At 50.6% G+C, this 20,071-nt stretch carries 19 protein-coding genes; 18 read left to right on the plus strand and 1 reads right to left on the minus strand.

The annotated features are described in order from the left end of the window. Positions 1-76: 76 nt before the first annotated feature. Positions 77-1,024 carry an NAD-dependent epimerase/dehydratase family protein gene (locus ACZ439_RS20455; protein WP_464620091.1) on the plus strand — a complete coding sequence of 316 codons (948 nt, stop codon included), beginning with the start codon at positions 77-79 and terminating at the stop codon, positions 1,022-1,024. A gap of 209 nt (positions 1,025-1,233) precedes the next feature. Here ACZ439_RS20455 and ACZ439_RS20460 read toward each other — a convergent pair whose 3' ends face one another. Further along, positions 1,234-2,211 (minus strand): aldo/keto reductase, encoded by a 978-nt coding sequence (locus tag ACZ439_RS20460; protein WP_054797155.1) that lies wholly within the window; start codon positions 2,209-2,211, stop codon positions 1,234-1,236. Positions 2,212-2,456: 245 nt separating this feature from the next. Between ACZ439_RS20460 and ACZ439_RS20465 the strand changes: the two genes are divergently transcribed. From ACZ439_RS20465 to ACZ439_RS20545, 17 genes are all read left to right on the plus strand, one after another. Next, positions 2,457-3,179 carry an MBL fold metallo-hydrolase gene (locus ACZ439_RS20465; protein ID WP_413773675.1) on the plus strand — a complete coding sequence of 241 codons (723 nt, stop codon included), beginning with the start codon at positions 2,457-2,459 and terminating at the stop codon, positions 3,177-3,179. Between the two features lie 31 nt (positions 3,180-3,210). Beyond that, positions 3,211-3,891 (plus strand): CoA transferase subunit A, encoded by a 681-nt coding sequence (locus ACZ439_RS20470; protein ID WP_054797114.1) that lies wholly within the window; start codon positions 3,211-3,213, stop codon positions 3,889-3,891. A 1-nt stretch (position 3,892) separates the two neighbouring features. Continuing rightward, entirely contained in the window at positions 3,893-4,546 is a 654-nt protein-coding gene (locus ACZ439_RS20475) for a 3-oxoacid CoA-transferase subunit B (RefSeq protein WP_054797115.1), read from the plus strand. Between the two features lie 18 nt (positions 4,547-4,564). After that, a complete protein-coding gene (locus tag ACZ439_RS20480; RefSeq protein ID WP_054797116.1) occupies positions 4,565-5,767 on the plus strand; it encodes a thiolase family protein in 1,203 nt (400 codons plus the stop codon). 121 nt (positions 5,768-5,888) lie between these two features. Further along, on the plus strand, positions 5,889-6,776 hold the full coding sequence (locus ACZ439_RS20485; protein WP_218029633.1) for an SDR family NAD(P)-dependent oxidoreductase: 888 nt from the start codon (positions 5,889-5,891) through the stop codon (positions 6,774-6,776). A 14-nt stretch (positions 6,777-6,790) separates the two neighbouring features. Beyond that, positions 6,791-8,029 (plus strand): ABC transporter substrate-binding protein, encoded by a 1,239-nt coding sequence (locus tag ACZ439_RS20490; RefSeq protein ID WP_155613790.1) that lies wholly within the window; start codon positions 6,791-6,793, stop codon positions 8,027-8,029. A 52-nt stretch (positions 8,030-8,081) separates the two neighbouring features. Further along, a complete protein-coding gene (locus ACZ439_RS20495) occupies positions 8,082-8,951 on the plus strand; it encodes a branched-chain amino acid ABC transporter permease (RefSeq protein ID WP_127607165.1) in 870 nt (289 codons plus the stop codon). After that, positions 8,948-9,967, plus strand: a complete 1,020-nt coding sequence (locus ACZ439_RS20500; RefSeq protein ID WP_127607167.1) for a branched-chain amino acid ABC transporter permease — start codon at positions 8,948-8,950, stop codon at positions 9,965-9,967. The genes ACZ439_RS20495 and ACZ439_RS20500 overlap by 4 nt, the downstream gene beginning before the upstream one ends. After that, complete coding sequence (locus ACZ439_RS20505) at positions 9,964-10,725, plus strand: ABC transporter ATP-binding protein (protein WP_054797121.1); 762 nt, start codon at positions 9,964-9,966, stop codon at positions 10,723-10,725. Before ACZ439_RS20500 ends, ACZ439_RS20505 begins: the two co-directional genes overlap by 4 nt. Continuing rightward, the gene (locus ACZ439_RS20510; protein ID WP_464620092.1) at positions 10,712-11,425 is read left to right on the plus strand and encodes an ABC transporter ATP-binding protein; all 714 of its coding nucleotides are present in this window, start codon (positions 10,712-10,714) and stop codon (positions 11,423-11,425) included. Before ACZ439_RS20505 ends, ACZ439_RS20510 begins: the two co-directional genes overlap by 14 nt. A 145-nt stretch (positions 11,426-11,570) precedes the next feature. Continuing rightward, positions 11,571-14,342 carry a BTAD domain-containing putative transcriptional regulator gene (locus ACZ439_RS20515; protein ID WP_464620093.1) on the plus strand — a complete coding sequence of 924 codons (2,772 nt, stop codon included), beginning with the start codon at positions 11,571-11,573 and terminating at the stop codon, positions 14,340-14,342. 214 nt (positions 14,343-14,556) lie between these two features. Continuing rightward, positions 14,557-15,819, plus strand: coding sequence for an LLM class flavin-dependent oxidoreductase (locus ACZ439_RS20520; RefSeq protein ID WP_127607173.1), 1,263 nt, complete (start codon positions 14,557-14,559; stop codon positions 15,817-15,819). Between the two features lie 13 nt (positions 15,820-15,832). After that, positions 15,833-16,639: an alpha/beta fold hydrolase gene (locus ACZ439_RS20525; protein WP_464620094.1), complete on the plus strand. Its 807-nt coding sequence runs from the start codon at positions 15,833-15,835 to the stop codon at positions 16,637-16,639. Positions 16,640-16,808: 169 nt separating this feature from the next. After that, positions 16,809-17,771, plus strand: a complete 963-nt coding sequence (locus ACZ439_RS20530) for a ring-cleaving dioxygenase (protein ID WP_054797127.1) — start codon at positions 16,809-16,811, stop codon at positions 17,769-17,771. Positions 17,772-17,792: 21 nt separating this feature from the next. Beyond that, positions 17,793-18,431: an alpha/beta hydrolase gene (locus ACZ439_RS20535; RefSeq protein ID WP_054797128.1), complete on the plus strand. Its 639-nt coding sequence runs from the start codon at positions 17,793-17,795 to the stop codon at positions 18,429-18,431. Between the two features lie 90 nt (positions 18,432-18,521). Next, entirely contained in the window at positions 18,522-19,055 is a 534-nt protein-coding gene (locus ACZ439_RS20540; RefSeq protein ID WP_054797129.1) for an NADPH-dependent FMN reductase, read from the plus strand. Positions 19,056-19,088: 33 nt separating this feature from the next. After that, on the plus strand, positions 19,089-20,039 hold the full coding sequence (locus tag ACZ439_RS20545; protein ID WP_464620095.1) for a 3,4-dihydroxy-2-butanone-4-phosphate synthase: 951 nt from the start codon (positions 19,089-19,091) through the stop codon (positions 20,037-20,039). The last annotated feature ends 32 nt before the right edge of the window (positions 20,040-20,071 follow it).

The following is a 20,071-nucleotide window of genomic DNA, read 5'->3' on the forward strand; positions in this document are numbered from 1 at the left end:
CTATGGCGGGAAACGGGTTGTTAGCGGTATGATGGTAGAAACTGACTTAGGAAGAAGGGACGGGGGCTAACGCGTTATGAACATCTTAGTTACCGGAGGGGCTGGCTTTATCGGCAGTCATTTGGCGGCCAAGCTGCTCGCCAAGCACGACGTGACGATCGTCGATATGCTGCATCCTTACTATTCGCCCGAACGAAAGCGGGCTCATCTGGAGGAAGTGGTCGGAAGCGGGGCTTGCCGCTGGATCGAGGCGGATTTGCGCGATGAGGAAGGACTGCGCCGCATCATGGAGGCGGGACGTTTCGATGCGGTGTATCACCTGGCGGCAGTTCCCGGCGTGACGCCGTCGATCGCCGATCCGCACGGTTATGTCGACCATAACATTCATGCGACGATCAATGTGCTGCGAACAGCCGGGGAAACGGGCGTAAATCATGTGCTGTTCGCCTCCTCGTCCTCTGTATACGGGGAACGGGAAGGCGAGGCGATTCGCGAAGAAGCCGCCAACGGCCGCGTCATCTCCCCTTATGCGGCGTCGAAGGTGGCGGGCGAGTCGCTGTGCCATACGTACAAGTATTTGTATGGGTACCGGATGACGATACTGCGCTTTTTTACCGTGTACGGGCCTTGGGGACGTCCGGACATGGCGATTGCCAAATTCATCCGCAGCGCGATGAACGGCCGGGCGATCGAAGTGTTCGGGGAAGGATCGGCGCGGGATTACACGTATATCGACGACATTGCGGACGGGCTGAAGGCGGCGCTGAACAGTCCGGAGGATGTCGGCGTGTATAATTTGGGCTGCGGGCGGCCGGTTGAGATGAATCGTTTGCTGGACGGGCTGCAATCGTATTTTCCCGATCTGCAAATTGTGCGCAAGCCGGAACGGGTCGGCGACGTGAAGATGACGTGGGCCGATACGTCCAAGGCGGAAGCGCTGCTCGGTTATCGTCCGAAGGTGAGCATCGAAGAAGGGCTGGCCCGCTCGATCGCTTGGGCGCGAAGCCGTCCCGAACACGTCTAGAGCCGGGGAGCCCCTGAGGCCAGGCGGGCGGGCGCTCCAATGAACGAAGCGAAGGACGCCGTCTGCCCGTTCTTCGTTACGGGCACTTATTTCCTGGGGAATGTCCGCATGCATGTTCCGCGCTTCGGCAAGGAGCATGCTGGACATCCATGTTCGTGAAAGGCCCAAAAAAAGTTCGGCCCCCTGCAGGCCGAACTTTTTTTAGCCTCTTATGGCATGTTCGCGCCTCTGGCGCTGACATACAGCTGATACCACTCCTCGCGGGTCATCAGCTCCGCTTGGCGCTCCGCATCGCGGCAGGCGGCGATCCGCTTCGGATTGGCGGTGCCGATTACGGGCTGGATGCGCGCCGGATGTTTCATCAGCCAGCCGAGGACGATGGCTTCCGGCGTCGTTTCCTTCTGCTGCGCCAGCCTGGCGACGAGCGCGGCCGTTTGCCGGATGTGCTCCGGCTCGCTGTCCGCCGCACGTCCGGTGAATACCCCGCGGGCGAGCGGGCTCCACGCTTGGATTTGGATGCGTTCCGTTTGGCAGAACTCCAACAAGCCCTCGGCGAAGTTGACGCTCGTGCCTGCGTGCTGATTGACGAGAATGCCCTGCTCCAGCCAGTGCAAATGCCCCAAGCTCATTTCGAGCTGGTTGACGATGATCGGCTCGGACGACGCCTGCTGCAGGAAACGAATTTGCCCGGCGCTCATATTGGAAACGCCGAACCGCTTCGCTTTGCCCGACGATTTCAGCGAATGGATCGCTTCCGCAACTTCGTCAGGCTCCATTAACGGATCGGGCCGGTGCAGCAGCAAAATATCCAGCGTCTCGATCCCGAGCCTTTGCAGAATGCCGTCCACCGCATTCAAAATGTGCGATTTTGAAAAATCGTACCGGCTCGGCACGTCGCCCTCCGCAAATCGGATGCCGCATTTGGACTGGATGACGATACTGTCGCGAAGCTGCGGCCGCTTTTTCAACACTTGTCCGAAGACGGTCTCCGCTTTCCCCATCGTATAGATATCGGCGTGGTCGAACATCGTAATGCCGGCCTCCAGCGCCGCTTCGACCGCCGACTCGGCATGTTTCAGGTGTTCATTCGTAATGGGATCGCGGTTCCAGCCTCCGCCAAGCCCCATGCATCCCAGCACGAGCCTGCTCGTATTCAAGCCCCAATGCGATAACGGTTGTGATTTCATCGTATCCTCCTTCATGATGTACACTAACAAATCCATCATAGCCGATCTGCCGGCTTAACAAAAGGGATAAAATCGTTGAAACTCTTCGTTATAGGCATAGATTTGTAAGATATTCAGATGAACCTGTAAGGATCCAGTTAGATTTTTGTTTTACTCTTGTAACGGGGTATGAGCCGCAAGAAACGCTTCGGAGAAACGAGGTGAGCCACAGTTCATTGACCAGGCTGATGACGGAAGACGTTGCGATGAATAAGAAACTACCCATCGAAGATCATTTTCACAAGGAGAATGGTGATATGCAGGCAGCCGGGCTGGCAGCTCTTGACTTAACGATGGTATTTGGCGGAGATCGCAAGATCATTCATCCTGCACTGATTTGGGACGAACAAGATGTTATTTTGGTGGATACCGGCACGCCCGGGCAATTGGAAGCGATCCGGAATGAAATGGAAAAACTGGGGGTACCTTTTCGTAAGCTCACTAAAATTATCGTAACCCATCAAGATCTGGATCATATCGGCAGCTTGCCGGAATTGCTCGGCGCGGCTGACCACAAAATTGAAGTGCTGGCGCACGAAATGACGAAGCCGTATCTGGAAGGCGACAAACGGCTGATCCGCTTGCCTGCCGCTGCGCCGGCCCCTGCTGCGAAGGTGGATACCGTGCTTAAGGATGGCGAAGTATTGCCCTATTGCGGAGGAATCACGGTGATATCGACTCCGGGGCATACGCCGGATCACACCAGTTTCTACGTGCACGCATATAGAACATTGCTCGCCGGTGACGCGGCCATCGCCGTTCAGGGTCGGTTGCTCGGACCGGCGCAGCAGCACACGCTTGATATGGATGAAGCGATCCGCTCGCTCTCCAAGTTATTGTCGTACGACATCGAGACGGTGGTTTGCTACCATGGGGGGATTTGCCGGCATGAGGTGAAGCAGCGTCTTGCCATGCTGGCAAACACGTAACACCGGATGCAGTCTTTAGGAGGTGATGAGGATGCAAAAACGGAAAGCGGCCGATGAGGTAATACGCGTCATTACATCCGGCAACACCATCATGGTCGGAGGATTTGGCTTGGTGGGCGCTCCTTTAAGCCTGATCGACGCCCTGACCCGTCATGATGCCGAACAGCTGACGGTGATCAGCAATAACCTGGGCGAACCGGGAAAAGGCCTGGGCCTCTTGTTGCGACAAGGCAAGATCAAGAAGGCGATCGGGTCTTATTTCACAAGCAACCGGGAAGTAGGAGACCGCTTTAACGAAGGCAAGCTGGAGATCGAGCTGTTGCCCCAAGGGACGATGGCCGAATCGATCCGGGCCGGAGGCGCGGGTATCGGCGGTTACTACACCAAGACGAGTGTAGGTACGGAATTGGCCATAGGCAAGGAAGTAAAGGAAATCAACGGCCAGTTATATGTGCTGGAGAAGCCCTTGTGGGCGAATGTCTCCTTAATTAGAGCGGCGAAGGCCGATACGCTCGGAAATTTGGTTTATTACAAGACCGCGCGCAATTTTAACCCGGTGATGGCGACGGCGGCGGACTACGTGATCGCAGAGGTTGATGAAATCGTCGAAGCGGGAGAGCTTTCGCCTGAAGAAATTGTAACTCCTCATTTATTTGTAGACGCCATTGTGAAGAGCACGCTGGTGTTGGGAAAAGAAGGAGTTGAATCTTAATATGCGTTCGAATCAGGAGATCCAAGAGTTGATTGCCAAGCGGGCTGCGGTGGAAATTCAGCCTTATTCGATAGTTAATCTGGGGATAGGCATTCCTACGTTAATAGCCAAATATGTGAAGCCGGACGGCGGTTATTTCCATACTGAGAACGGGATGCTGGGTGTCAAGGAGCTGACGAGCGAAGAGGAGCTCGACCCGAATTTGGTCAATGCCGGGAAGCTGCCGATCGCTGAGCAAATCGGCGCCTCTTACTTTAATAGCGCGGAGTCGTTCGCCATGATTCGCGGGGGGCATGTGGACATGGCATTTCTAGGCGCCTTGCAGATCGACGAACACGGGCATATCGCCAATTGGGCCATACCCGGACAAAGCATTATGGGAGTCGGGGGAGCGATGGATCTGCTGAGCGGGGTGAAGAAGGTCGTGATCACGATGAACCATACCGCCAAGAACGGAGCTGCCAAAATCGTGAAATCGTGCACCTATCCGATCACCTCGGTACGGAAAGTGGATATCATTATTACCGAGCTGGCCGTGTTTGCCTATCGGAACGAGCGGTTGGTATTGACAGAGCTGATGCCTGGAGCCGACCTGAACGAAGTGAAGGACAAGACGGAGGCATCCTTTGAAATCGCCGACTCTGTCACACAATGAACGGAGGTGCCCGAACAAATGGATAACCGCGTATATGTAGTAAGCGCTCATCGGACAGCTGTGGGCAAATTAGGCGGAGCGCTTAAGGATATGCAGCCGGATGCTCTGCTGCTCCCTTTATTCCAGAATTTGAAGGAGAAAAACCTGATTCCCGACGAAGCCATCGATGAAGTCATTATCGGCCAAGCGAAGCAAAGTCAGGATCAATCGAATATTGCCAGAATGGCTCTGCTAAAGGCAGGCTTTCCGGAATCGCTTCCCGGGTATACGGTCCATCGTCAATGCGGCTCCGGCATGCAGGCTATCCATAATGCGTATTTGTCCATCCGCGCCGGAACCGGACACGCCTATGTCGTAGGAGGGGTGGAAAGCATGAGCAACGCCCCCTATTATATCCGAAACGCCCGATTTGGCTTTCTTTCCGGAAACAGCGAGATTTTGGACCCCAATAAAGAAAGTCAGCCGGGCTCGCAGCCGGAAGAAAAGTATGGCCGTCTCGTCATGGGCATGACGGCGGAAAATTTGGCCGAGGAGTACTCGATTTCCCGCGAAGAACAAGACCGTTTTGCTTACGATAGCCAGATCAAGGCTCGTGCCGCCATAGAAGGAAATGATTTTAAGGACGAAATTGTCCCGGTTGTCGTACCGCAGCCAAAAGGAAAATCTTCCATTTTTAATACTGACGAGCATCCAAGACTAACGGATTTGGAGAAACTGGCAAGCCTGCAGCCGGTTTTCAAGAAGAATGGAACGGTGACCGCCGGCAATTCTTCCGGTTTAAATGACGGCGCCTCCTTGCTGTTGCTGGTTTCCGGAGAGATGTTGAAGCGGTATAAATTGGAGCCGCTGGCTGAAGTAGCGGGCCTTGGGGTGTCGGGCGTGCAGCCGGAGCGGATGGGGATCGGACCGGTAGAGGCAACGAAGAAAGCATTGGCTATGGCCGGTCTGACGCTCCAGGATCTGGATCTGATTGAACTGAACGAAGCATTCGCCGCTCAAGCGTTAGCCGTTATCAAGGAACTGAACTTACCGCTGGACAAGACGAATGTGAACGGAGGGGCAATCGCCCTGGGACATCCGATTGGGAACAGCGGTGCAAGAATTAGTGTGACCTTGATCCATGCGATGCTGAAAAGACAGGTGACCTGGGGCCTCGCCACCCTATGCATTGCCGGAGGTCAGGGGATTTCCACGATATTCCGCGCGGTTCGAAATACATGAATACATTTCATTATGCGAAGTAAATTTTATATTACAAATTGAAAGCGTGTGCATGTTATTGATATAGTGATATAGGGATTAGATCATGCTATCGATACGCACCGCAAATATGGAGGAAACGATGATGAAGGATCTAGCAGGCAAGGTCGCATTTATTACCGGCGGGGGAAGCGGAGTAGGGCTGGGCATGGCGAAAGTGTTCTCGGCCGCCGGCATGAACGTGGTCATCGCCGACATTCGTCAGGATCATCTGGATCAGGCGATGGCGTATTTCAACGAACGGAACGCTCAAGTTCATGCCATTCATCTCGATATTACGGATCGGAAGGCGATGGCCGAGGCGGCGGATGAAGCGGAGCGCGTATTCGGCAAGGTGCAGCTCTTATGCAATAATGCCGGCGTCAACCTGCTGAACCACATCGAGAAGGTGACCTACGATGATTGGGACTGGTTAATGAACGTTAATCTGAACGGCGTCATCAACGGGATTCAAACCTTCGTTCCGCGCATGATCGAGTACGGCAAGGGCGGACACATCGTGAACACCGCATCCATGTCCGCTTTTTACGCGATTCAAGGCAGCACCGTGTATACGACGTCGAAATTCGCGGTACGGGGGATGAGCGAGGCGCTCCGCCTCGATCTGGAGCCCCGTGGTATCGGCGTATCGGTGCTTTGTCCAGGCGCGGTCAATACGAATATTCACGAGTCGGTGGTCACCCGTCCGCAGCAGCTTTCCGACACGAAGACCCAGGTGGATGCCGAAACGATGAATCGAATGAAAGCGTTCAGCGAGGGCGGGATGGACCCCGTCAAATTAGGCGAGAAGGTGCTGGAGGCGGTCGAGAACAATGCCCCTTACATTATTCCTTATTCGGAATTCCGCGGGCTGTTGACACGCTTGCACAACGTGGTGCTGGATGCGATGCCGCTTCCCGAGAATGACCCGGATGCGATCAAGCGCGTTGAGACGATGAACAAGCATAGTAAGAGCAACCATAACCTGTAGCCGGAGGGATTCTCATGAAATTAACAAACAAAGGTATGCAAAGATCACTCGCTGTTGTCATAGCAGCTTTTCTCCTATTTCTGACTGCCTGTGGAAGCAATGGAGGCAGCGCGCCGGCAAGCTCAGGTACGGAAAAGCCGGCTGGCAATCAAGCAGATTCGGTTAAAGTCGGCGTATTGCTGACCTTCAGCGGTCCGTTCGCAACGGTCGGAGAAGGCTTGAAGCGCGGGCTGGAGCTTTATTTCGAGTTAAATAACCATACGGTGGGCGGCAAAAAAGTAGAGCTTGTTTATGAAGATGACGAGAACAATCCGCAAGTGGCCTTGCGTAAATATCACAAGCTGGTTGACGAAGACAAGATTGATTTGCTTATCGGGATGACGACCAGTACGACTTTATACGCTCTGAGGGACCAGATTGACAGGGATAAGAAGCCTCTGATCGTTGCCAATGCGGGCGGGAACGACAGCTCGTGGGACAAGAAGAGCGACTACATTTACAGAGCAGCCGCTTCCAACTATCAGCAAGGCGCTGCGATTTCCGATTATATAGCCAAGAATGTCGGGAAGAAGGCGTATATCGTTTCATATGACAATCCTGCGGGTCGCGAGCAGGCTGAAGCTTTCAAGAGCGCCTATGAAGCTGCGGGCGGCCAAGTGATGCAAATGGAATTTCCTAAAGTAGGCACGAACGATTTTGCCGGGTTCATGACTCAAATCGCCCAAGCCAAGCCGGATGTCGTGTACAATATGGGACCGAGCACGGACGGGATGAGGTTTGCTGTTCAATTCAAGGAATTCGGTTTGAAGGATAAAATCGCGTTAATTTCTACAGTGCCGACGGATTTGGCCACGACGCCGGAAATGATCGCCGCTCTGGATGGCGTATACGGGATCAAAATTTTCAAAGATTCCTTGGACAATCCGGCGACTAAAAAGTTTATGGAAGCTTTCACGAAGAAGCATCCTAACATTCCGCCTAACATTGAAATTATGGGATACGATTCCGCTATGCTGGCCGACAAAGCGATCGAAAAGGCCGGAAGCACAAAGGCAGAGGATCTGATTCAAGTGATGAAGAACATTAGCCTCGACAGTCCTCGCGGTAAATTTCAAATGGATCCTAAAACAAACAATCCGATATCCGACTTTTTTGTGCAGAAATTTGTAGTGAAAGACGGAAAGCTCGGATTCGAGTATCTGGATACGATGAAAGATGTAGGGATGCCTGAAAAAAATCCATTCAAAAAATAAATCACACCCGTAAAGGAATGTGTTTGTAAGCGCATTCATTGGAGGAGATAACTTGAATGTATCCACATTATTACTACAACTTCTAACAGGCTTGGCTTATGGAATGCTCTTGTTTATGATCGCATCGGGAATGTCTATTATATTCGGCTTAATGAATGTGGTGAATATGACTCATGGTACATTTTTTGCGCTCGGTGCATATCTCGCCTATACATTTACGAGTCAGCACTTCGGATTTTGGGTCTCGTTGATTTTATCTGTCATTGTGGTTGGCGGGATCGGCCTGTTTATTGAACGCGTGCTGCTGGCCCCTGTTTACGGATCGCATGATAAAGAAGTTCTGATGACCTTTGGACTCATGTTTATTATTGCCGATTTGATGAAGTGGATGTGGGGCTCCAATCCGCTAACGTTAGGCGTGCCTCCCATTCTTAACTTTTCCATTTCGATGGGACCTGTCATGTTTCCGTCGTATCGGCTGTTCGTCATTATCATCGGAATCCTGCTGGCTTTCGTTCTGTGGTATATGGAAAATCACACTCAAACCGGCGCGATTATTCGGGCGGGCGTTGATGATAGGACGATGCTGGGCGCACTAGGGATCAACGTGAAATTCGTGTTTGCCAGCGTATTTGTTTTTGGGGCGGCTTTGGCGGCATTCGGCGGCGTATTGGCCGGACCGATCCTGAGCTTATATAACGGGATGGATATTGAAGTTTTAATTCTTTCTCTGGTCATTGTCGTTATCGGCGGACTGGGAACCTGGAAAGGAACGTTTATCGCTGCGATTTTGATCGGTTTGATCGAAAGCATGGGTCAGGTGTATTTCCCTTCCGTTTCCATGGCGCTTATTTTCATCTTTATGATCGCCATCCTAATTGTTAAACCGACCGGATTGTTTGGAAGGGAAGTGGGAGCATGAATAAAAATCAGGTCCTTGCGATTGTTGCCGTAGCGGCAATTCTTGCCCTTCCATTCATACTTTCCACCTATGGCATCCGGTTGGCGGGCGAGCTGTTCATCATGTCCATTTTTGCCCTCAGTTTGGGACTGCTCATGGGATATGCAGGACTTACATCGTTCGGACATGCTTCTTTTTTCGGAACGGGCGTATATGTGGTCGCGATATTGAGCCAGTTTGTGACCAACACGTATGTGCTGATCATGGCTGCCATTGTGATTACCGGGCTGCTTGCCTGGATTGCTGCACTTATGTTCGTGCGTATAACGGGATCTTACTTTTTCATGCTGACGCTTGCGTTCAACCAGCTCCTTTACGTGTTTTTCTATAAATTTAAAAGCTTGGCCGGAGGCGCGGACGGCATGTCGATCAGCGTAAGACCTGACTTTGGTTTCGGTCCTGTTACGACTCCGATAGGCCGGTATTATGTAATGGCTGTCATTTTTATCTTATGTTATATCGTGCTGCACTATTTCATCAATTCTCCGACAGGCAAAATTGTGATTGGCGTGAAAGAGAACACTTCCCGTATGCGGGCTTTGGGGTATAACACGGAAAGCTATAAAGTGCTTGCCTTCACGCTCTCTGGAATGATGGCGGGATTAGCGGGCTCGTTATACGGCTTCTCCAACCAGTTCGCCAGTCCGGAAATCATTAGCTGGGGGCTGTCCGGACAAGCGCTGATCATGGTCATTATCGGAGGCTCGGGAACGTTGCTCGGACCTCCGATCGGAGCTGCGGTGTTCGTCGTCCTGCAAAGCTATATTAGTTCCTATACGGAACGATGGCCGATTATTATGGGCGCTCTGTTTCTCATTCTTGTTTTGCTAGGACGCGGTGGCGTGGCTCATTTGCTGATCGGCCTGTGGAGAAAGCTGACCCTGCCTCGCACGGACGTTGACGCGGATAATCAGAAGCCGTCCTATGCAATGCCCAAAGTTACGGAAAGCGACAGCGTAGGAGGGAACCGGCCATGAGTCTTCTGCAGGTGGAACGTTTATCGAAATCGTATAAAGCTTTGCAGGTGCTCAAGCAGGTTCATCTGGAGGTGAAGCCCGAGGAGCGGCATGTGATCATCGGGCCGAACGGAGCGGGGAAAACGACGCTGTTTCACTGTATTACGGGAGTCGTGCCCATGAATGAAGGAATCGTGAGAATTCATGGCCAGGATGTAAGCCGGATGCCTTCCCATACCCGGGTATCGGCCGGCATGGCGCGAACGTTTCAGAAAAACAATTTGTTCGGCAAATTAACGATTGAGGAGAACTTGCACTTAGCCATTACGGCCTGCAAGCCTTATCGGAACCGTTTATTTAAACCGCTGAACCAATATCGCGATATGATGGAAGAAGCGGAAGAGCTGCTGACCCAGTGGAATCTGTGGGAGCGCCGGAAACGTGTGGTGAACGAGCTGTCATACGGGGAGCAGCGATTGCTGGAGATCATGCTTGCGATCGCTTCGAAACCGCGTATTTTGCTGCTGGATGAACCGACGTCAGGCATGTCGCCGGCCGAAACGGTCCAGACAACGAAGCTGATTCAAGGCTTGCCCCGCTCCATTTCGCTATTGGTCATCGAACACGATATGGAAGTCGTATTTTCGATTGCGGACCGCATTACCGTGCTGCATCATGGGGAAGTGTTCTTAACCGGCAGCCCTGATGAAATAAGCGGAGACGAACGAGTGAAGGCGATTTATTTCGGCGGAGGTGCACGGGAACATGCTCAAGCTTGAGAACGTTCATACGTACTATGGGAACAGCCACATTCTGCAAGGCGTTTCGTTCGAAATTCCGAAAGGCAAGTGTGTTGCGCTGCTCGGCCGCAACGGTGCGGGCAAAACGACAACGATCCATTCCATCGCCGGTCTGACTCCTCCCCGTAAAGGAAGCATCCGATACGGGGATAAGGAGCTATTAGGCGAAGCTCCTTATCGTATTGCCAAGCTGGGCTTCGGTTTGGTCCCGCAGGGAAGACGTATCTTTCCATCGTTAACGATCAGAGAAAATTTGACGATGCCTGCAAGGAAGCCGCAAAATTCAGGGGATACGAAGCTGGACCCGTGGACTTTGGAGAAAGTATACGAGCTGTTTCCGGTTCTTCAGGAACGGGAAACCAATATGGGCAACCAGCTTTCGGGCGGGCAGCAGCAAATGCTGGCTATCGGAAGAGCGCTTATGACCAATCCCCATTTCCTGCTGATGGATGAACCGTCCGAGGGTCTTGCACCGGTTATTATCGGGCAGGTGGGCGAAATTATTAGAACTTTGAAGCAAAAGGGTTTATCGATTCTCCTGGTGGAACAAAATTTTTTCTTGGCATGCGGTGTTGCGGATGAAGTGATGGTCATGAATAAAGGGCAAATTGTGTGGCAAGGGAGTCCCAAAGAACTGCTGGCGGATAACGATATTCAGCACCGCTATCTGGGTGTATAAGAAATTCGGACCGGCGCCGGCATTCCATGGCGTCTCATCGCATCCGCTCGTATGAGGCGTCCATGAGTTGTAATTGCCAAGATCACCAAATTCCTGTAAAATTTTGAATATCATAAGTTTTCGATATTATACAGGGAGGAACGCCGTGATTATCCTTGAATCTAAACTTCGCGTGCCTAATTACTCTCTTTACCTCGTTAGAAATCGTTTATTCTCGTTTATTGAAAATCATCTTGATCGTTCGCTCATTTGTTTGACCAGCGATGGAGGGTATGGCAAAACAACGCTAATCTCAAGTTTTGTTAAGGAAAAAAAGCTTCCGGCCGTCTGGTATCAGTTATCGCAGCAGGACCGAAACCCGCATACCTTTCTCTCCTATATGAAGACGGCCATCTTGCGTAGAATTTCCGGTGAACAAATGATTTACGACGTCAGACCGGAACAAATCGATGAGGAGCTTGACCATCTCTCCGCCTTGCTGTCAACTTGGCCGACCCGGCTGATCATCATCCTGGACCAATACCAATCCGTCGATCAATGCGAACAGATCCAGCACATCTTGACCAGATTGATTGAAAACGCTTCCCCGTCGGTTACTTTTATTATCACGAGCCGGACCCGTCCCAGCTTGCAGCTCGTAAGTTTAAAATTGCAGAACCGCCTGGCTGAATTGCACACCAAGGAGCTAGCGTTTACCAAAGATGAAATCGGTATGTTTTTCGTTGATTTGCACGGTATTGCCTTGCAGGAGAATGAAATAGATCTCATCTATCATAAGACGGAAGGCTGGGTGACCAGCCTGCAGCTTCTGAAGGATTTGATCAAAGAAGTGAATGATGCCGACCGTCCTTCATTTTGGCTGAAGTTCAACGGAACCCCTGACATCAACGATTACTTAAGTGCCGAGATACTGGCTTCCCAATCGGAAGAGATTCGCGACTTTCTGTATAAAACGTGTCTGCTTACGGATATCAACTCCAATGTGATTAACAAGTTTCTCGGCATTCATAATGCGGACGAAATTCTGGAACATTTACTTCGAAATCATCTGTTTATATATAAAAACAATTTGGGCATGATTAAATATCACAAGCTGTTCCGGTCATTTTTGTACCGGGAATTATCCAAGCGGCACAGTAGCACGGAAATCGACGAGTTTCACCAGAAGCTTTCGCTTATTTATGAAAAGAAATCGGATTTTATTCATGCTTTTGTCCATTCGGTGATGGGCAGTCAATTCATTAACGCCGCGACTTTAATGAAAAGCATGAAAGAGCGCTTCACCCGTTCCCAGTTTCTAACACTGATCGATAAGTTATCGGAAAATTTCTCCCCGGATCTTACTTTCGCCAGTATCAGCCTGTTCCTGTTCAGGTGCATCCCATTAGATATGATTAAAGATTTAATCACGCCGCTCGAAATCAATTTCAAAAGTATGAATGGCAATATGAACCCTAAATTATCGGTTCATTTTCAGCATCAGCTTGCAGCCATCTATTATTTTGTCGGTGAAATGAACAAGGCGGAGCAATTGTGCAGCAATTCCTTGAACGAATCGTTGAGCATCAAGGATCAAGAGATGATTTGTAAAAATTTATCGCTGCAAGCGATGCTTTGCATGAAAACCGGGAGGCAGGAGGAAGCGGTGCAATGCGCTCAAGAAGCGTTATCGTACCGGGGCACGTATAGTAATTATCATCCTCATCACATGTCATTGTGCGTATTGGCGGAAATTTATCTAGATCAAAACAAATTGTTGAAAGCGGATTCTTTGATCAAAGAAACACTGAAGCTATCGGAAGAACGCTTTGACTGTGCCATCCTGTTTCCTTACCGGTTGATGGGCAAATATTACCGTCTGCAAGGGGACTATCAAGAAGCGTTTGCCTGGTTCAGGAAAGCCGAGGATATCGGGGTTCAGTTCCATTTGGATTACGATCTTGGCAATGTTTATTTAGAGATGGTTGCCGCCTACATGGAAACCGGACAATGGGAAGAGGCGGAGCTGTATTTATCGAAATCGAGCGTGTCTTTTACACACAATATTTATTTATCCAATAAAGTCAAGCAAATGCAGCAAGCCCTTTCGGAAAAAAGGGGATCTTCTACATCGGGCGTCGACATGGTCGTCCCGACACCCCAATTGGAAGCGCACCGTCCGCTGGTCGTGCAGGAACCCGAACATGCCAAAATATCGATACGCGTCTTGGGTAAATTTGAGATTCAATCGGGGGATCAGATCGTCACCTTAAAAAGAAAATCGAGCTTAAGGCTGCTGCAATTTTTCATTACGCATCGGGAAAGCAAGCTGACGAAAGACAGCATCATCGATGAAATTTTTCCCGAAGGCTCGTTTGAAGCGGTGAATAATCAATTTTATGTAACGTTGTCGTATCTTAGAAAAACGTTGGAGCCTCAATTAAAATCGGGCCGGGATTCCTTATTCATTAAGCAGTCCGGCGAACATTATACGTTAAGTTTGGATCATATGGATCTGGATATTCATCAATTCACGCAGCTTATTCATAAAGGGGAATACTCCTCGCTGGAGCATCTCGGCAAATTAAAAAAAGCGGAGCTTTTGTATCGGGGAGATTATTTCGAGGAATATCCTTATGTCAGCTTCCTTGAACTGGTTAGGGAAAAATTTCGTGTTTATTATTTAAAAGTGCTGCAGGAATTAGCTGTATATTATTGGGATCAAGCCGATTACGAGCAAGGCATTTCTTACTTTGAGAAAGCGCTGCTTAAGGAGCCTTATGAAGAAAGCGTATATTTGGAATATATGGAGCGGTTGATGAAAGCCAATCTGGTTCTGCAAGCCAAGAAAGTATCCGAACTGTATCAAAAATATATTGAAAAAGAACTGGGTATTCCTGTCCAGGCCAAATTGCAAAAAATGTTTCATTCCACGTAAGTCTCTTGACGCTGCAGGAAACCATATGCCCAAGCCTCCTCCGATGAAAAGAGGCTTGGGTTTTTTTGTGCTTCCGTAGCTGCTCCGTTCCCCAATTGACAGAGGGCCCGACCGTTATCACTGAAATTGTTAGAACTTGTAAAGATCGTGTAAGAACTCAGTTAGGTTTGCAGTTTATGCTAATGATGTAACCAAGACTTGGGAGGGATAAGCCGTGAAATTTGTTTTCGTAAACATCATGCCGTATCGGGATTTGCCCGAGGACTTCGTAGAAAATCATGAAAGTGTATGGATCACCATTCCGAGTGAATTATACGATGCCCGGAAAGGCCATCAGATTTTTAACGAGTACATCAAACAATATGAGCTTGCCGTTGACGGGGGCTTCGATGCGATTGGCTTTAATGAACATCACAGCAACGCCTATGGATTGGATAATTCTCCGAACATTATGGCGGCTATGCTGGCGGGGAAAGTTCGCCAATCGGAGAAAACGTGTCTTGTGCTCGTAGGAGACAGCATCGCTTTATACAATCCTCCGATCCGCGTGGCTGAAGAGCTGTCTATGCTGGATACCGTGACTGGCGGCCGCGTCGTTGCCGGTTTTCCAAGCGGAACCTCCATGGATACGAATTTCGTATATGGAATTCCGCCGGCCGAATTAAGACCCCGGTTTTATGAAGCGCTTGATCTCATTAAACAAGCCTGGAGCCGAAGCGAGGTGTTCTCTTTTAACGGGAAGTATACCCAGCTCAAGCATGTCAACTTGTGGCCGCGCCCTTATCAGAACCCGCATCCTCCGATTTGGATTCCCGGCAGCGGAAGTGTGGAAACTTGGGACTATTGTATCCGGAACGATCACCCCTATTATCATCTCAGTTACAGCGGCTTTGAAGCGGGCAAGAAATTTGCGGAATCCTTCTGGGAGCACCGTCAAAAGTCCGGCAAGGATTTAAATCCTTATTGGCTCGGCTACAATCAAATGATCTTCGTTTCCGAAACGGATGAACGAGCGCAGCAAGACTATGAAGAGCATTATCGCTATTTTATAAGAACGCTCATGCATATACCCGGCAAGTATGCGGAAGCGCCAGGGTATCGCAGCGCCAAAAGCGTGGCCCAGAGCGCGGTGAGTCAGTTTGCCGTACACGGCAAAAGCCGGTATGCGAGAAAACAGGATATCAGCTGGCAGGAGCTGGTTGAAGCCGGCAATGTCATTGCCGGTTCGCCTGAAACCGTTCGCGACAGACTCAAGCACTTAATTAAAACACTTCGCGTCGGAAGTATTACGGCGCACCTGAATGTCGGATCTATGCCGCACCATCTGGCTGTAAAAAACATCGAACTGTTCACCAAAGAAGTCATGCCGCACTTGCAAGGCATTTGGGACGATCAATGGCCTGTTGTGGGATGGCCGGACGTTGCTCATAACGACATCAATAAAGCAGCCTCGTCCAAAGCTGCAGTTTTATCTTAAGGGGGAAGGGAATATGGCGACGCCTCAATTGACGGCTATTCCGATACGAGATGGTCATATAGCCAAGGTGCTTGTAGCAGGGGAAGGAAAACCGGTGGTCTTCTTGCACGGTGCCGGTGGTTTGAAATGGGATTCCTATTTAGACGAACTGGCGAAAGCATATAAAGTGTATGCTCCCTTCTTCCCCGGCTTGGAAGGAACGTCAGGCAGCAATGAGCTTGATCTCCGGAACTTATGGGATGTTGTTCTGTATTATTACGATCTGTTCGATTTATTAGGATTGGAGCGCATTGATCTTATCGGGCATTCCTTTGGCGGCATGCTGGCCGCGGAATTAGCGGCAACCGATTCGAGAAGAGTCAACAACCTGCTTCTCATCTGCGCAGCCGGATTGTGGAACGAAGATATTCCCATGCCGCAGGCATCTTTCCCTGAGGATTTATACTACGATGCCCAATCACCCGTAGCCCAAGCCGCCATGGCGGTCCCGGAAGATCCGGACGAACGGATGAAATTTTTTATGGATCAACAGCTTGCAATGGCGGAAGCAAACCGCTACTTATGGCCGATTCCCGATAAAGGTTTGCGCCGTCGGCTGCATCGTATCCGGGCAAATACGTGCTTGGTGTGGGGCAAGCACGACAAAGTTATTCCTGTCGCGTATGCTTATGAATTCCAGAAAGAACTTCCGGACTCGCAAATCGCGGTCTTTGAAGAGTCGTCCCACTTCCCGCAGTTAGAGCAATTGCCGGAAGTTCTCCGAACGACCTTAACCTTACTGGCTCCTGAAAGGTATGAGGAAGTAGGCTCGTCAAGTTAGGTGAATCATGAGGATATGCGAAGCCAAGGCGGCCCGGATTGCCGTATGTTAGAAATGATAAAGATCCTGTAAGAATACAGTTAGGTATGCGTTTTATTCTAAGGATGCAGAAGCTAAACACATTCATGTAAGCGATACCATCTCGACAATAAGAAGGAGGAAAAGAAATATGACAAATTTTATCACCGGTATTCACCACGTTACGGCCGGCGTCGCCGGCGCACAGGAGGATGTCGACTTCTTTACGCAAATCGTCGGCCAGCGCATGGTCAAGCAGACGATTCTGTTTGACGGCGCGGACAGCATCTACCACCTTTATTATGCGAACCGCAACGCCGAGATCGGAACCGTCATGACAACCTTTCCTTACAAGCAGACCGGCGTTCTCGCCCGGAGAGGCTCCGGGCAAGTCAAGATTACTTCGTATACCGCTCCTGAATCGTCGCTTGAATTTTGGCAAAAGCATTTTGACAAGCATGGTGTGAAGCACGGCGCGATAGAAACGCGTTTCGGTCAGAAGCGGGTTCATTTCGTTCACCCGAGCGGCCTCGAGTTCGAAATCGTCGGCGACGATAACGATAAGCGCGACGGCTGGATTACGGACGAAATTTCCGAGTCGGAAGCGGTTCGCGGCTTCCACAGCGTCACGATGTCGGTTCGCGAAGTACCGGAACAGGAACGCTTCCTTACCGAAGGGCTCGGCTTCAAGAAGACCGGGGAGGAAGGTCCGTATCATCGCTTCGAAATCGGAGAGGGCGGGGCGAAGAACACGGTATTCCTCCTCCATGAGCCGGATGTTCCGCAAGGCAGCTGGATTCTTGGTCAAGGGACGGTGCATCATGTTGCATTTGCCGTCCAGAATGACGAAGAAGCGACGAAGCTCAAGCTGCATCTCGAAGGCTTGGGGTACACGGATGCTTCCGAGGTGAAAGACCGCAACTACTTCCACTCGGTTTACGTCCGCTCCCCCGGAGGCATCCTGTGCGAAATTGCGACCAGCGATATCGGCTTTGCAACGGATGAGCCATTGGATGGGCTCGGACGAAGCTTGCTGCTCCCGCCCTGGTTCGAGCATCGTCGTCAAGAGGTTCTCGCTACGCTTGAACCGATTACAAATCCGCAGGCCGTCTAGAAGATTGCGGGAATACAGTTGATGAATATTCATTTGCAGCAGCCTGTCGTTACGCGCGGTGTGCCACTAGATAAGAGCAGCGCGGTAGTTATGATGATGCACGGACGTAATCAAACGACGAACGATATCCTTGAGCTTGCGGACCGAATCAGCCTTCCTGACGTTCATTACGTTGCGCCGCAAGCGGCCGGCAACAGCTGGTATCCGAACGGATTTATGTCCCCGCTCAACGACAATGAACCTTACTTGAGCTTCGCGCTGGACTGTTACCATACGCGGATCTCCGAGCTGCTCGAGCAGGGGATTCCCGTAACCAAGCTGGTGCTCCTCGGTTTTTCGCAGGGAGCCTGCTTGACGGCCGAATATGCCGTGCGGCGCCCTGGACGATATGGGGGGATCGTGCTGTACACAGGCGGTGTGATCGGTCCCGAAGGCATGCAGCGGAACGTTGAAGGATCGTTCCTGGACACGCCGGTTTTTCTGGGGTCAAGCGACATCGACGGTTGGGTGCCCGAGCAGCGTGTGCTTGAAACGGCAGCTCTCTATAAGCAGATGGGGGCGGATACGGTAGCCCGGATTTATAAAGATATGGACCATATTGTCAACGACGATGAAATTGCATTTGCAAGAGCGCTCATCCGGCAGGTGCAATCGGCCTAAGCGCCGGGTTGGTCGTCGGGAAGGGGCAATTGTAGAGGTTGCCCCTTCCTCTATGGGTCGCGAAGTTGTATGGAAGGAGACTGTGACTACATGAAATTATTGGCGATCTGCGGGACGATAACCGGATCGAAAACGCTCGCTGTTCTGAACAAGGTGCTGGAAGAAGTGAAGAACGGCGACCCGGCCATTGAAATCCAGCTGCTGGACATGAAGCAATACGATGTGCAGTTTTGCGACGGGCGCTCTCCGGACGCCTACACAGGGGATACGAAACAAGTGATCGATATGGTCAGCTCGGCGGATTGTTTTCTTATCGGCACCCCGATCTTTCAAGGCTCCATTACGGGAGTCCTGAAGAACCTTTTTGATTTGGCACCCGTTTCCGCGTTCAGACACAAGGTGATGGGCTTCATAGCGACCGGCGGAACCTACCAGCACTACCTGGTGATAGAAAATCAGTTGAAGCCGATTGCAGGTTATTTTCGCGCATATACGGCGCCTAGCTACGTCTATGTTCATAACGATCACTTTAATGCGGCCAATGAGATTACGGACCGGGATGTGCTCGATCGAATCTCGTATTTGGCTGAAGAATTGATCATGATGCAAAAAGCGCTCAAATAGGCTGCACCATTATGGGAAAGGGGATGTTCGATCATGGGTCATAAAAGCGGCTGTCAGGAGGGGAATGGATCGAATGACAAACCCTTGATTATTGTGGACGATGTAGAGCAAAAAACGGGTTATTGGATGGGGGCGGCCCGATACGCGACCCCGGAGCAAGTGAATGTTATGATCAAAACGGGCAAAGGGCTAGTCTATGTATGCATAACCGAGGAGAAGGCAGAGCAATTAAACCTTCCTCTCATGACGAGCCATGGAAGCAGCGGATCAACTAAAAATTTTACAGTTTCCGTTGATTATAAAACGACCTCTACCGGAATTTCCGCCTATGAACGGGCGGATACCATTAAAGCTTTGGCCGACGATGCAACCGAATCGCTTGATTATAGAAGGCCGGGGCATATCTTTCCTTTGGTAGGCAAAGCAAACGGGCTGCTTGAGCGGCAAAGCATTGTTGAAGGCGTTCTCGAATTATCCGAAGAGATGTCCGGCCAGCCGGTCGGCTATATGTGCGAAATTTTAGATGATAACGGGGAAATAGCAAGCATAACGGAAATCGAACAGCTGGCTCGCCGGCATGATGTTCCTATTGTTTGGTTGAGCGAGCTGATCCGCAAGAAATTGGAAGAGCATTGCCGGTTAAGCATGGTTCGTTATGCGGAGCGTGAAACTTCCGGCAAGCCGAGGAAAAATTATTCCGAAGATCAAATCGTCCATTTCACCGATCTTTTGTTCGTCGATTATTGCGAGAAGCAATTTGGCGTCAATAAAGGAATTTACAATACCATCGAATCCTGGTTTTACAAGAAAGGGCATATTGACATAATAGAACGAAGAAAGACCGTGCTTCGGTTTCTCCAATTTGTCGATGGAAGCAATCGGGAAAATAACCGAAAGCTTAAGTTTGGCCACAGAGGGTTAGTCCCAAAGCTGGACGAATTTACGGTCAACGATCTATTGAACAGGAGGACTCTCAACCTGTGAAAGGAAGGAAAGTCTCATTAAGAAACCCATCC

This window comes from Paenibacillus sp. JCM 9796, assembly GCF_055379675.1.

Excerpts from the sequence above, each read along its gene's own strand:
- ACZ439_RS20475 (WP_054797115.1), top strand. The coding sequence starts at position 3,893 with ATGCGTTCGAATCAGGAGATCCAAGAGTTGATTGCCAAGCGGGCTGCG.
- ACZ439_RS20460 (WP_054797155.1), bottom strand. The coding sequence starts at position 2,211 with ATGAAATCACAACCGTTATCGCATTGGGGCTTGAATACGAGCAGGCTC.
- ACZ439_RS20455 (WP_464620091.1), top strand. The coding sequence starts at position 77 with ATGAACATCTTAGTTACCGGAGGGGCTGGCTTTATCGGCAGTCATTTG.
- ACZ439_RS20465 (WP_413773675.1), top strand. The coding sequence starts at position 2,457 with ATGAATAAGAAACTACCCATCGAAGATCATTTTCACAAGGAGAATGGT.
- ACZ439_RS20525 (WP_464620094.1), top strand. The coding sequence starts at position 15,833 with ATGGCGACGCCTCAATTGACGGCTATTCCGATACGAGATGGTCATATA.
- ACZ439_RS20530 (WP_054797127.1), top strand. The coding sequence starts at position 16,809 with ATGACAAATTTTATCACCGGTATTCACCACGTTACGGCCGGCGTCGCC.
- ACZ439_RS20480 (WP_054797116.1), top strand. The coding sequence starts at position 4,565 with ATGGATAACCGCGTATATGTAGTAAGCGCTCATCGGACAGCTGTGGGC.
- ACZ439_RS20510 (WP_464620092.1), top strand. The coding sequence starts at position 10,712 with ATGCTCAAGCTTGAGAACGTTCATACGTACTATGGGAACAGCCACATT.
- ACZ439_RS20540 (WP_054797129.1), top strand. The coding sequence starts at position 18,522 with ATGAAATTATTGGCGATCTGCGGGACGATAACCGGATCGAAAACGCTC.
- ACZ439_RS20505 (WP_054797121.1), top strand. The coding sequence starts at position 9,964 with ATGAGTCTTCTGCAGGTGGAACGTTTATCGAAATCGTATAAAGCTTTG.
- ACZ439_RS20535 (WP_054797128.1), top strand. The coding sequence starts at position 17,793 with ATGAATATTCATTTGCAGCAGCCTGTCGTTACGCGCGGTGTGCCACTA.
- ACZ439_RS20485 (WP_218029633.1), top strand. The coding sequence starts at position 5,889 with ATGATGAAGGATCTAGCAGGCAAGGTCGCATTTATTACCGGCGGGGGA.
- ACZ439_RS20500 (WP_127607167.1), top strand. The coding sequence starts at position 8,948 with ATGAATAAAAATCAGGTCCTTGCGATTGTTGCCGTAGCGGCAATTCTT.
- ACZ439_RS20545 (WP_464620095.1), top strand. The coding sequence starts at position 19,089 with ATGGGTCATAAAAGCGGCTGTCAGGAGGGGAATGGATCGAATGACAAA.
- ACZ439_RS20470 (WP_054797114.1), top strand. The coding sequence starts at position 3,211 with ATGCAAAAACGGAAAGCGGCCGATGAGGTAATACGCGTCATTACATCC.
- ACZ439_RS20490 (WP_155613790.1), top strand. The coding sequence starts at position 6,791 with ATGAAATTAACAAACAAAGGTATGCAAAGATCACTCGCTGTTGTCATA.